The organism is Methylobacterium sp. 391_Methyba4 (assembly GCF_029691625.1).
Classification (GTDB): Bacteria; Pseudomonadota; Alphaproteobacteria; order Rhizobiales; family Beijerinckiaceae; genus Methylobacterium; species Methylobacterium fujisawaense.
Genome location: NZ_CP121475.1, coordinates 2,578,412 through 2,590,453 on the forward strand (window position 1 = coordinate 2,578,412; position 12,042 = coordinate 2,590,453).

The 12,042-nt window shown below is 70.4% G+C and carries 9 protein-coding genes; 5 read left to right on the plus strand and 4 right to left on the minus strand.

All coding sequences use genetic code 11. From position 1 onward, the window contains the following. The first annotated feature begins 209 nt into the window (after positions 1-209). On the plus strand, positions 210-1,499 hold the full coding sequence (gene gltA / locus P9K36_RS11965) for a citrate synthase (RefSeq protein ID WP_012319002.1): 1,290 nt from the start codon (positions 210-212) through the stop codon (positions 1,497-1,499). 56 nt (positions 1,500-1,555) lie between these two features. After that, positions 1,556-2,449 carry an AlkA N-terminal domain-containing protein gene (locus tag P9K36_RS11970; RefSeq protein ID WP_043757231.1) on the plus strand — a complete coding sequence of 298 codons (894 nt, stop codon included), beginning with the start codon at positions 1,556-1,558 and terminating at the stop codon, positions 2,447-2,449. 415 nt (positions 2,450-2,864) lie between these two features. Here the strand turns inward: P9K36_RS11970 and parC are convergent, their stop codons facing one another. Together parC and recO are read right to left on the minus strand one after the other, a co-directional pair. Then, complete coding sequence (parC, locus tag P9K36_RS11975) at positions 2,865-5,111, minus strand: DNA topoisomerase IV subunit A (protein ID WP_043381925.1); 2,247 nt, start codon at positions 5,109-5,111, stop codon at positions 2,865-2,867. Between the two features lie 248 nt (positions 5,112-5,359). Beyond that, positions 5,360-6,079: a DNA repair protein RecO gene (recO, locus tag P9K36_RS11980; protein ID WP_278307112.1), complete on the minus strand. Its 720-nt coding sequence runs from the start codon at positions 6,077-6,079 to the stop codon at positions 5,360-5,362. A 131-nt stretch (positions 6,080-6,210) separates the two neighbouring features. Here recO and P9K36_RS11985 point away from each other — a divergent pair, with 131 nt between their 5' ends. Beyond that, a complete protein-coding gene (locus P9K36_RS11985; RefSeq protein ID WP_043757237.1) occupies positions 6,211-6,612 on the plus strand; it encodes a hypothetical protein in 402 nt (133 codons plus the stop codon). A gap of 19 nt (positions 6,613-6,631) precedes the next feature. Further along, positions 6,632-7,327 carry a gamma-glutamylcyclotransferase gene (locus P9K36_RS11990; protein WP_043757238.1) on the plus strand — a complete coding sequence of 232 codons (696 nt, stop codon included), beginning with the start codon at positions 6,632-6,634 and terminating at the stop codon, positions 7,325-7,327. Positions 7,328-7,330: 3 nt separating this feature from the next. On the opposite strand, the gene P9K36_RS11995 is transcribed toward P9K36_RS11990, so the two are convergent. Beyond that, positions 7,331-7,474 carry a hypothetical protein gene (locus P9K36_RS11995; protein ID WP_164706385.1) on the minus strand — a complete coding sequence of 48 codons (144 nt, stop codon included), beginning with the start codon at positions 7,472-7,474 and terminating at the stop codon, positions 7,331-7,333. Between the two features lie 175 nt (positions 7,475-7,649). Here P9K36_RS11995 and P9K36_RS12000 point away from each other — a divergent pair, with 175 nt between their 5' ends. Continuing rightward, the gene (locus tag P9K36_RS12000; RefSeq protein WP_043761129.1) at positions 7,650-8,273 is read left to right on the plus strand and encodes a hypothetical protein; all 624 of its coding nucleotides are present in this window, start codon (positions 7,650-7,652) and stop codon (positions 8,271-8,273) included. On the opposite strand, the gene dnaE is transcribed toward P9K36_RS12000, so the two are convergent. After that, positions 8,270-11,788 (minus strand): DNA polymerase III subunit alpha, encoded by a 3,519-nt coding sequence (gene dnaE / locus P9K36_RS12005; RefSeq protein ID WP_043757240.1) that lies wholly within the window; start codon positions 11,786-11,788, stop codon positions 8,270-8,272. The two genes, P9K36_RS12000 and dnaE, sit on opposite strands and share 4 nt — an antisense overlap. Positions 11,789-12,042: the final 254 nt, after the last annotated feature.

Sequence of the window (12,042 nt, forward strand, 5' to 3'; positions counted from 1 at the left end):
AACTGCCGGCCCCGGCTCGAATTGCGCTTGGTGGAATTTGCTTGGCGTCGGGGTCGGGTTGTCACCGACCCCGTTGCTGCTGCAGTGCCGTTTGGGTAACCCATGCCTGTGAGCACCCGCAGCATAATGCGTGTGCTCAGGCCCCCGGGACCGACTCGGGCAGCCCGAGCCCGGCATCCGCCACGTCGCCAGAGAAGGGTCCACGATCCATGAGCGCACCCAGCACCATCACCGTGGACGGCAAGTCGATCGAGCTGCCGGTGAAATCCGGCACGATCGGGCCGGACGTGATCGATATCGGCAAGCTCTACGCCCAGACCGGCGCCTTCACCTTCGACCCGGGCTTCACCTCGACGGCGTCCTGCGAATCGAAGATCACCTATATCGACGGCGACGAGGGCGTGCTGCTCTATCGCGGCTACCCGATCGAGCAGCTCGCCGAGAAGGGCGACTTCCTCGAGACCTGCTACCTGATGCTGTTCGGCGCCCTGCCGACCGCCGCCCAGCGGGCCGATTTCGAGTATCGGGTCACGCGCCACACCATGGTGCACGACCAGATGAACCGGTTCTTCACCGGCTTCCGCCGCGACGCGCACCCGATGGCCGTGATGGTCGCCTCGGTGGGCGCCCTCTCGGCCTTCTACCACGACTCGACCGACATCACGGACGAGAGCCAGCGGCTGATCGCGTCGATCCGCATGATCGCCAAGATGCCGACGCTCGCCGCGATGGCCTACAAGTACTCGATCGGCCAGCCGTTCGTGTACCCGAAGAACGACCTCGACTATACCTCGAACTTCCTGCGCATGTGCTACGCGGTGCCGTGCGAGGAATACGAGGTGAACCCGGTCTTCGCCCGGGCGCTCGACAAGATCTTCATCCTGCACGCCGACCACGAGCAGAACGCCTCGACCTCGACCGTGCGGCTCGCCGGCTCCTCGGGCGCCAACCCCTTCGCCTGCATCGCGGCCGGCATCGCCTGCCTGTGGGGCCCGGCCCATGGCGGCGCCAACGAGGCGGCGCTCAAGATGCTGATGGAGATCGGCACCCCGGAGAACGTCGGCAAGTACGTCGCCAAGGCCAAGGACAAGAACGACCCGTTCCGCCTGATGGGCTTCGGCCACCGGGTCTACAAGAACTACGACCCGCGCGCCCGGATCATGCAGAGCACCACCCATCAGGTGCTGAAGGAGCTCGGCAAGACCGACGATCCGCTGCTCCACGTCGCCATGGAGCTGGAGCAGATCGCCCTCAAGGACGAGTACTTCATCGAGAAGAAGCTCTACCCGAACATCGATTTCTACTCGGGCATCACCCTCAAGGCGATGGGCTTCCCGACCGACATGTTCACGGTGCTGTTCGCCGTGGCCCGCACGGTCGGCTGGATCGCCCAGTGGGCCGAGATGATCGAGGATCCGTCGCAGAAGATCGGCCGTCCCCGCCAGCTCTACGTCGGTCCGACCCAGCGCGACTACGTGCCGGTCGACCAGCGCGGCTGAGGCAGGACCACCTGTCCTGTGACGCGAGCGACGGGGCGGCCGAGAGGCCGCCCTTCGTGTTTGCGGGGGCGATCGAACGTCGCCTGCCCGTCCGGCCGCCCTACGACTGGGCGGCGATCCGCGCGTTCCTCGCCAAGCGGGCGATCCCGGGCGTCGAGGCGGCCGATCCCGCGGCGGCCTACGCCCGCACGATCAGCATCGCGGGGCGGCACGGGCTCCTGACGGTGGCGCCCGGCGCGGATTGCCTGCACGTCGCGCTGCGCGGTGTCGAGGCCGGGCACGCCGAGGCGGTCGCGGGGCGCCTGCGCCGCCTCTTCGACTGCGACGCCGATCCCGGCGCCATCGCGGCCTGCCTTGTCGGCGATCCGGTCCTGGCCCCGCTCGTCGCCGCGCGGCCGGGGTTGCGCCTCCCCGGGGCCTGGGACCCGTTCGAGACCGGCTGCCGGGCGATCCTCGGTCAGCAGGTCTCTGTGGCGGCCGCGATCGGGCTCGCGGGCAAGCTGGTGGCGGCGTTCGGGACGCCCCTCGCGGAGCCGATGGACGGGCTGACCCACGTCTTTCCCACGCCGGCGGATCTGGCCGAGGCGGATATCGCCCTGGCGCTCAACATGCCGCGGGCCCGCGGCGCGGCGATCCGGGCGCTGGCCGCGGCGGCTTTGGCCGATCCGGACCTGTTCGCCCCGGCGGAGTCGTTGGAGGCCGCGGTGCTCCGCTTCACGGCGATCCGCGGGATCGGTCCCTGGACGGCGCAGTACATCGCCATGCGGGCGCTCAAGCTGCCCGACGCCCTGCCGGTGGGCGATGTCGGCCTGCTGCGGGCGCTGGAGAGCCGCACCGGGCGTCCAAGCCCGGCGGCGCTCCTGGCCCGGGCTGAGGCGTGGCGCCCGTTCCGGGCCTACGCGGCGCAGCACCTCTGGGCGGCGGACGAGGCGGCTGTGAAGGCGCGGTGATAGGGGTGCTAACCCGTCGCTTCGGCGCCGCCGTCCTTGCGAGCGGAGCGAAGCAATCCAGTCGGCACCACGCTAACGTATGCCGCTGGCCCTGAGTCACTTCGCTGTGCTCGCGATGACGGAGGGGCTGGTCGACCCGGTGCCCCCATGGTCGTTGTGGGGCCATGGATGGCGCCCTACAGGGGGCGGGTGGCACGCACCACGGACCCTTTGCCCGTGACGACAGCCCAGCTCTTTCTTCTGGCGGTTCCGATCGGCGGCGTGGTGGCCCCTGGCGCGCTCTGGCTCGATCAGCGTTCGCGCTCAGACCGTCTCCGAACGAGGTGCGGGTCCCCTCTCCCGAACGGGAGAGGGAGCCTGTCGCGCCTACATGAACGGACGTGCGTATGGCCGTCCTCTTTCAGTCGGCCCCGCTTCAGCGCCCGAACCGCTCGAATTTCGGGAAGCTGCGCGCCATCATCAGCCCGACCTCGGCGCGGTGGCCGAGCCACTTCTCCAGCACCGACGCGTTGGCGAGCCGGCCCTCCGGTGAGCCGTCCTGCCAGGGCAGGCCGTCCGCCAGCTTGAACACGTGCGCGTCGAGCAGCCCGCCGCTGCGGCAGCGCTGGAGGCGCACGCCCTTGCCGCGGGCGAGTTCGGCCACCTCGGAGATCGGGAAGATCAGCAGCAGTTTTTCCGTATTGACCACCGCGACGTGGTCGCCCTCGGCCGGCACCAGCACCGCCGCGGTGGCGTCGCCGTCGAGGCCCAGAACGTTCTTGCCCTTGCGGGTGTTGGCCACCAGCGCGTCGGCGGGCGCCACGAAGCCGCGCCCGTCCGAGCCCGCGATCAGCAGCTTGGTCTCGGGCCGGTAGGGCAGCGCCGCCACGATCTCGGTGCCGTCGTCGAGGTCGGCCATCAGCCGCACCGGGTCGCCGAAGCCGCGCCCGCCCGGTAGCTTCGAGGCTTCCAGCGTGAACACCTTGCCGTTCGTGGCGAGCAGCAGGATCTTCTGGGTGGTCTCGGTGGGGAAGGCGATCTTCAGGGTGTCGTCGCCCTTGAACGCAACGCCCGAGAGGTCGGCGACGTGGCCTTTGAGCGCCCGGATCCAGCCCTTGGTGGAGACGATCACGGTGATCGGCTCGCGCTCGACCAGGGCCGCGGTGAAGTCGATGCCGCCGACATCCGGGGGGCTCGCCAGCGTCGTGCGGCGCTTGCCGAGCTTGGTCTCGGGCCCGAAGGTCTTCTTCACGGCGCGGATCTGCGCCTGGATCGTCTTCCACTGCGCCGGCTCGGAGGCGAGCAGGGCGTCGATCTCGGCCTTCTCGGCGGTGAGCGCGTCGAACTCGCGCTTCAACTCCATCTCCTCCAGCTTGCGCAAGCTGCGCAGGCGGGTGTCGAGGATGGCGTTGGCCTGGATCTCGGTCAGCTCGAAACGGGCCATCAGGGCGGCCTTCGGCTCGTCCTCCTCGCGGATGATGCGGATCACCTCGTCGAGGTCGAGATAGACGATGAGCAACCCGCCCAGGATCTCCAGGCGGCGGTCGATCTGGCCGAGGCGGTAGCGCGAGCGGCGCTGCAGGACGACGCGGCGGTGGTCGACCCATTCCCGCAGGCACTCGGCGAGCCCGATCACCTTCGGCACGAGGCCGCCGACCAGGACGTTGAGGTTGAGCGGGATCCGCGCCTCCAGCTCGGTGAGCCGGAACAGCGATTCCATCAGGATCACCGGATCCACCGTGCGCGAGCGCGGCTCCAGCACGACACGCACGTCCTCGGCGGATTCATCCCGCACGTCGGCGAGCAGCGGCAGCTTCTTCTCCTGCAGCAGCTCGGCCATCTTCTCGATCAGCCGGCCCTTCGGGATGCCGTAGGGGATCTCGGTGACGACGATGTTCCAGGTGCCGCGGCCGAGATCCTCCTTGGTCCAGCGGGCGCGGACCCGGAAGGCACCGCGGCCGGTGCGGTAGGCCTCGGCGATCGACTCGGCCGAATCCACCAGGATGCCGCCGGTCGGGAAGTCCGGCCCCTGCACGAACTTCGCGAGCTGCCCGGACGTCGCCTCGGGATGGTTGATCAGGTAGAGCGCCGCGTCGCACAGCTCGGCGGCGTTGTGCGGCGGGATCGAGGTCGCCATGCCGACCGCGATGCCCTGGCTGCCGTTGGCGAGCAGGTTCGGGAAGGCCGCCGGCAGGACGATCGGCTCCTCCTTCTCGCCGTTGTAGGACGGCCGGAAATCGACGGTGTCCTCGTCGATCCCGTCGAGCAGGAGGCGGGCGACCTCGGTGAGCCGCGCCTCGGTGTAGCGGTAGGCGGCCGGACCGTCGCCGTCGATGTTGCCGAAATTGCCCTGCCCGTCGACCAGCGGGTAGCGCTGGGCGAAGTCCTGGGAAAGCCGCACCAGGGCGTCGTAGATCGCCTGGTCGCCGTGCGGGTGGAAGTCGCCCATCACGTCGCCGACGATCTTGGCGCATTTCTTGTGCGCGGTGTTGGGGTCGAGGCGCAGCAGCCGCATCCCGTAGAGGATGCGCCGATGCACGGGCTTCAGCCCGTCGCGGGCATCCGGCAGCGCCCGGTGCATGATCGTGGACAGCGCATAGGCGAGGTAGCGCTCTTCCAGCGCGGATTTCAGCTCGACGCTCTCGATCCCGTCGCCGGACGGCGGCTCGAAGGGCTGGCCCATGACGGCTCCTGTCTCAGGGCGGGGCCGCCGACCGGCAGCGCCGCCTTTCCGGATGGTTCGTCAGTCCGGGGCACCGAAGGCGAGCCCGGAATCCAGAACCACCGACCCTGTCCGAGGAGGCGGACGAACCTTGCGGGCCGTGCGATTCTGGATTCCGGGCCCCGCTTCGCGGCCCCGAAACGACGGGATGACACAGCCTGGGTTGAGCCGCGCTCAGACCCGGGCTCGATTAGAACATAGCGCGAACATTACCCGGCCTCTCGGCCGAGCGCAACGAATCGCGCCCGCTCCTCGGACGGCGCGAGGCCCCGACGGCCCCAGACGTGCCGGTCGAGGAAGTACCCCGTCAAGGTAAACCCTTGGGCAACGCCGTCCGGACCCGGGGATCCGCCGGCGAGCAGGAAGGTTGGAAGCGCGAGAAGACGGTCCCGATAGGGCTCGCCCGCCGAGGCGCTGACCGCTCGGCCGCTCTTCGGCGAGACGTAGGCGAGGGCGTCGTTGCCGCCGGTGGCGGCGCAGGCTGTCAGGTCCAGGCCGAAACCGAGCTCCGACAGGATGGCCAACTCGAACCGCACCATCAGGGGCGGCGCGATGGCGGGGTCGTCGAGGTGCTCGATGAGGATCCCCGCCGCCGCGTAGAGCGCCGGATGCGGGTCGCGCTCGGGGAGGAGCCGCAGCAGCGCCGCGAGGTGTCCGATGCCGTATAGGGCCAGGCTCGATCCGATCAGCCGGGAGACCTGCGACTCGAGGGGCTCCACCGCGTAGGCGCCGAGGCCCTCGTCGAGGCGCGCCCGCCAGGTCAGCCGGACCCGGTTGCCGGGCTGGAGCACCGGCTGCATCCGCCGCGAGCGTCCGCCATGGACGAGGCCGAGATGGCGTCCATGGGCCTCGGTCATCGCCTCCAGGATGACGCCGGTCTCCCCGTGCCGGCGCAGGCCGAGCACCAGGGCGTCGTCGGTCCATTGCATCGAACGTCGCGTCGTGAGGTGAAAGGGGCGCGGCGCGCGACGGGCGCGTGCCGCTCGTTCTCCTCATATAGGGACCCGCAGCCTTCGGCGCTGTCCAGCCTCAGGCAGCCTTGGCCGGATAGCGAGGGCCGATGCCGCCCCGCGCCACTCTTGCCATCATCTTCGCCCTCGCCTCCGCCGGCGCGCAGGCCGGGCCGCGCAAACCGAAGCCCGTGGTCGAGGACGTGCCCTCCCCGGCCATCCTCCAGCGGATCGCCGCCCTGGCGCTGAAGCAGGTCGCCTTCGGTTCGGTCTCGCTGCTGCCGGTGCGGTTCGAGGGCAGCCGGATCGCCGGGCCGATCGCGGATGGCGGCCGGGTGATCTACTGCGTGTCGGGCCGGATGTACGGCCGGACCTTCGGCAAGCCCGAGCGCCCGAAGGTGACGTTGCTCTACGAGGCCGACCGGCTCACGGTGCTCGACGACGACGAGGTCTGCACCGGCCATCGCACCCGGCCCTTCCCCGAACTCGACGCGCTGGGCAACAAGCCGTGAGGCCGCTGCGTTGAGGGCCATGCCCTGCGCGCCCGCCCGCACCCTCGACCTCAGCCTCGACCTGATCGCCCGCGCGCATTCCGTCCCGGTCCCCGACGACCCGAGCGCCCTCGACGTGCTGTCGGATTCGGAGTTGCGCCCGGGCCTGGAGGCGATCGTCGCCGGGCGCGAGGGCTGCGATCTCTGGGTCTTCGCCTACGGCTCGCTGATGTGGAATCCGGAATTCGAGGTCGCCGAGCGCCGGATCGGGACGGTGCGCGGCTTCCACCGCCGGTTCTGCCTGCTGCAGCGCCGGTTCCGCGGCACGCCGGAGCGGCCGGGCTTCGTCCTGGCGCTGGACCGCGGCGGCCTCTGCCGGGGCGTCGTGTTCCGCCTGCCCGGGATGGAGATCCGCGAGGCGCTGATGCCGGTCTGGCGCCGGGAGATGCGGGGCCGCGGCTACGTCGCCCGCTGGCTGCCGGTCGCCACCGAGACCGGGACCGTGTCGGCGCTGACCTTCCTGGCCAACCGCGCCAGCGACCGCTACGCCGGCCGCCTCTCGGACGCCGAAATCGCGGAAAAGATCGCCGCCGCCTGCGGGCACAAGGGACCGAGCGCCGAATACCTGTTCCGGACCGTGGACGCCTGCGAGCGCCTCGGCATCCGCGACCGCCATCTCTGGAATCTCCAGGCCCTCGTGGCCGCGCGGCTGAGGGCCTGCGCTCCGGGGGCGTGAGGTTCAGGTCCAGGCCCGCTTCATCACCACGGCGACACGTCCGCCCGCATGCTCGGCATCCGGGTTGCGCGGCTCCCGGATCCCGGGGGCGCGGCCGGTGGTGACGTAGACCAGCAGGGTGAGGGCGAGCAGGATCTTCGTGCGCATGGCGACGCTCAAGCTTGAGCGCCGGTGCATAGGATCGATCGCTTTTTAAGGAGTTGCTGCGGTGCACACGGACGGGATCGCGGCCCGGTTCCTGCGGACGTGGTGAAGGAAGGGTTGCGGGCCGGCCGCGATCGTCTATGCCGCCGGCCCGGGATGTCCACAGGTGGAGGATGAGATGCGGCTCCGGATCGGCGTAGCCCTGGCGGTCGTCGGCATCGCCGCCGTGGCTCTCCTGGCGGGGCCGCTGAGCCGCGGCGACAGGCTGTCCGACATCCTCACCGGGCGGACGCCGCTGCTCGCCGGCGGCACCCGGGCGCCCGGTGGCGGCGCGAACCTCACCGGCACCGCCGACCTGGGGACGGATCAGCGTCCGGCGACCCTTTACCTCGCCTGCGATCCGGGGGGGACCGGCCTGTCGGCGGCGCTGACGGTGCCGCGCTTCGCCGAGCTGGCGCCGCGCTTCGACTTCGCCGGGCTCGAAGGCTCCGGCAGCGCGACGCCGCTCACCGGCATCCTCGTCTCCAGTGCCGGCAGCGTGCGCTCCATGCGGATGCCCGTGCAGGGCGCGGCGACCGGGGCGGATTCGGGCTTCACCCTGACGGTGACGGGCGCCCGCCGCGGCGAGGATCCGCTGCGCGGCCTCGCCGTGGCGCTCACCCAGCCCGGCACCAAGCTCACCTGGACGCAGGCGAGCCCGCGCTCCGGCGATCCGGCCCTGACGGCGGTGTTCACGGTGGCGGAGAGCGACGCCACCGCGCTGAAGGGCGCCCTCACCGGCTGCCTGGCGGCCCCGTTCTAGCTCACCTCCACCTGCACCACCCCCGGCACGGTCCGGAGCTGGCCAGCGAGCGTCGGCGTCGCCTGGAATTTGCCGGGCAGCCGGATCTCCACCTCGCGGCTGCCGCCATCGAGCTTGAGGATCAGCGACACCTCGCTCTCGCCGCGCATCGACAGGCGCTGCTGCACGGGGGCGACGCCGCGCGGGTCGCTCAGGTGGATGCGGATCCCCTTCTGGTGGCGGGCCACCGCCTGGTCGAGGGGCTCCGCGGTGAGGATCCGGGCGCGGACATCCTCGCCCTCCAAATTCGCCTGGAGCTGCAGCACCAGCGGGCGGCCCGGCTCCAGGATGTCGCGGTACTGGCCGAGCCCCTCGGAGAAGATGATCGCCTCGAAATGCGCGGTCCGGTCCGAGAGCGTGACGATGCCCATCTTGTTGCCGGTCTTGGTGCGCCGCTCCGCCCGGTCGAGCACGGAGGCCGCCACCCGGCCGACGCTGGAGGTCCCAGCCCGCACCGCGCGGCAGAAATCGGTCCAGCTCTGCACCCGCAGCTTGTCGAGCAGGTCGCCGTACTCATCCAGCGGATGACCGGAGATGAAGAACCCGATCGCCGCGTATTCCCGCTTCAACGTGTCGGCCATCGGCCAGATCTCGTGGGGCGGGATTCGCAGGGACACGTCGTCCGCCACCACGCCGCCGAACATGTCGGTGACGCCGGCCGATTCCGCCTCCGCCGCGCTGGCGGCGAGCTTCATCATCGGCTCCACCGCCGCGAAGGCGCGCGCCCGGTCCGGCTCGATGCAGTCGAGCGCCCCGGCCTGGACGAGGCTCTCCAGGGTGCGCTTGTTGATCTGCCGCGGGTTGAGGCGGCGGGCGAGGCAGGCCAGGTCCTTGAACGGCCGGTCGCCGCGGGCCTCCACCAGCGCCCGCACCGCCTCCCGGCCGACGCCCTTGATGGCGGCGAGCGCGTAGAAGATCTTGCCGTCGCGCACCTCGAACACCTCGCCGGAGGTGTTGATCGAGGGCGGCTCCACCGTGATCTTGAGGCGCTGGGCGTCCTGGCGGAATTCAGCGAGCTTGTCGGTGTTGTCGATGTCGAGGGTCATGGCGGCGGCCAGGAACTCGACCGGGAAGTTCGCCTTGAGATAGGCGGTCTGGTAGGTCAGCAGCGCGTAGGCCGCCGCGTGGCTCTTGTTGAAGCCGTAATCGGCGAACTTCGCCAGAAGGTCGAAGATCTCGTTGGCCTTGGCCTTGGTCAGCCCGCGCTCGGTGCAGCCCTTCAGGAACCGGTCGCGCTGCGCGTCCATCTCGGCGCGGATCTTCTTGCCCATGGCGCGCCGGAGCATGTCGGCCTCGCCGAGCGAGTAGCCTGCCAGGACCTTGGCGATCTCCATCACCTGTTCCTGGTAGACGATGATGCCGAAGGTCTCCTTCAGCATCGGCTCCAGCTTCGGATCCGGGTACCAGGACGCCTCGTTTCCGGCGTCGCGGCCGAGCTTGCGCTCGCAATAGACCGGGATGTTGGCCATTGGGCCCGGGCGGTAGAGGGCCACCAGCGCGATGATGTCCTCCAGCCGGTCGGCCTGCATTTCGCAGAGCGCCTTGCGCATGCCAGCCGATTCCACCTGGAACACGCCGACCGTCTCACCCCGGCCCATCGGCCCGTAGGTGTTCGGATCGTCGAGCGGCAGCGACGCGAGGTCGATCTCGATGCCGCGCTGCTTCAGGAGATCGGTGCAGCAGCGCAGCATGGTCAGGGTTTTGAGGCCCAGGAAGTCGAACTTCACCAGCCCGGCCTGCTCGACCCACTTCATGTTGAACTGGGTCACCCGCATGCCGGTCTTCGGGTCGCGGTAGAGCGGGACCAGCTCCTCCAGCGGCCGGTCGCCGATCACCACGCCGGCCGCGTGGGTCGAGGCGTGCCGGTGCAGGCCCTCCAGCTTCTTGGCGATGTCGATGAGCCGGCCGACGATGGGCTCCTCCTCCATGGCCTGCTGGAGCTTCGGCTCGCCCTCGATCGCCTGGGCGAGCGTCACGGGGTTGGCCGGGTTCTGGGGCACCAGCTTGGTCAGCTTGTCGACCTGCCCGTAGGGCATCTCCAGCACGCGGCCGACATCGCGCAGCACGCCGCGGGCGAGCAGGGTGCCGAAGGTGATGATCTGCCCGACCTGCCCCTCGCCGTAGCGCTGCTGCACGTAGCGGATCACCCGCTCGCGGCCCTCGACGCAGAAGTCGATGTCGAAATCCGGCATCGAGACGCGCTCGGGGTTGAGGAAGCGCTCGAACAGCAGGCCGAAGCGCAGCGGGTCGAGGTCGGTGATCAGCAGCGACCACGCCACCAGCGAGCCGGCGCCGGAGCCGCGGCCCGGACCGACGGGGATGTCGTGGTCCTTGGCCCACTTGATGAAGTCCGAGACGATCAGGAAGTAGCCCGGGAACTTCATCGACACGATGACGTCGAGTTCGAAGGCGAGGCGCTTGCGGTAATCCTCCTCCGAGAAGCCCGGCGCCGTGCCGTGCTGCTTCAGGCGCAGCTCCAGCCCGGCCTCGGCCTGCCGGCGCAGCTCGGTCGGCTCGTCGGCCGAGACCGCCTGGACGCCCGTGTCCGCCGCCTCCGCCAGGGCCTCCGCCATGGGGGGCGTCTCGCCCGCCGCCACGGCGCCGAAATTCGGCAGGATCGGCTTGCGGGTGCGCGCCCGCACGGCGCAGCGCATGGCGATCTCGACGGTGGCCTGGAGCGCGTCCGGCAGGTCGCGGAACAGCGCGGCCATCTCGGCGCGGGTCTTGAAGGCGTGGCTCGGCGTCAGCCGGCGGCGGCGCTCGTCGGAGACGACGCGACCCTCCGCGATGGCCAGCAGGGCATCGTGGGCGTCGTAATCGTCGGGCTTGGCGAAGTAGGGCTCGTTGGTGGCGACGATCCCGAGGCCGTGGCGGCCGGCAAGGTCGAGAAGTGCGGTCTCGACCCGTCCCTCTTCGGGCAGGCCGTGGCGCTGCAACTCGACGTAGAGCCGGTCCTCGCCGAATGCCTCCTTGAGCCGCTGCAGGCGGCCGAGGGCCAGTTCCGGCCGCCCGGCCCGGAAGGCGGCATCGAGGGGCCCCGACAGGCCGCCGGTGAGGGCGATCAGTCCCTCCGAGGCTCCGACGAGGGCCGCGGCGTCCAGGCGCGGCGCTTCGCCGAGCGCCGTGTCGAAATAGGCGCGGCTCGCCAGCCGCAGCAGGTTGGCGTAGCCGGCCTCGTCCTGGGCCAGGAGCACGATGCCATGGTGCGTCGGCGCCTGGCGCTGGTGCGGATCAGCGGCCTCGAACGCCACCGAGAGCTGGATGCCGGCGATCGGCTGGACGCCCTCGCCGGCCGCCTTCTCGGAGAATTCGAGCGCCCCGAACAGGTTGTTGGTGTCGGTCAGCGCCAGGGCGGGCTGCCGGTCGGCGACCGCGGCCTTGATCAGGGAGCCGACCTTCAGCGCCCCTTCGAGCAGGGAATAGGACGAGTGGACGTGGAGGTGGACGAATCCGACCTCCTTGAGCTGGCGTGGCATGGCCGACCTTGTTCCGGGGTCGGCCAGCATCCCCGCTCGCCGGCTCCAAGTCGACGTGTGCCGGGCCGACGAAAGGCGATATCCACCGGTCGTGCCCCGGAAGCACCAGTTCGGGCCAGGCCTGTGGATTATCGGCCGCGCCGGGCGGATCGCCTGTGCATAACCCGCCCATCGCAGGAACCGGGGGCGCCTTGGAAAAATCCGGCTAACGAACCGGTGCCAAGGCTATCGCCCAGGCGCCGACCGCCGCGAAC

Excerpts from the sequence above, each read along its gene's own strand:
- gltA (WP_012319002.1), top strand. The coding sequence starts at position 210 with ATGAGCGCACCCAGCACCATCACCGTGGACGGCAAGTCGATCGAGCTG.
- parC (WP_043381925.1), bottom strand. The coding sequence starts at position 5,111 with ATGGGCCAGCCCTTCGAGCCGCCGTCCGGCGACGGGATCGAGAGCGTC.
- recO (WP_278307112.1), bottom strand. The coding sequence starts at position 6,079 with ATGCAATGGACCGACGACGCCCTGGTGCTCGGCCTGCGCCGGCACGGG.
- P9K36_RS11985 (WP_043757237.1), top strand. The coding sequence starts at position 6,211 with ATGCCGCCCCGCGCCACTCTTGCCATCATCTTCGCCCTCGCCTCCGCC.
- P9K36_RS11990 (WP_043757238.1), top strand. The coding sequence starts at position 6,632 with ATGCCCTGCGCGCCCGCCCGCACCCTCGACCTCAGCCTCGACCTGATC.
- P9K36_RS11995 (WP_164706385.1), bottom strand. The coding sequence starts at position 7,474 with ATGCGCACGAAGATCCTGCTCGCCCTCACCCTGCTGGTCTACGTCACC.
- P9K36_RS12000 (WP_043761129.1), top strand. The coding sequence starts at position 7,650 with ATGCGGCTCCGGATCGGCGTAGCCCTGGCGGTCGTCGGCATCGCCGCC.
- dnaE (WP_043757240.1), bottom strand. The coding sequence starts at position 11,788 with ATGCCACGCCAGCTCAAGGAGGTCGGATTCGTCCACCTCCACGTCCAC.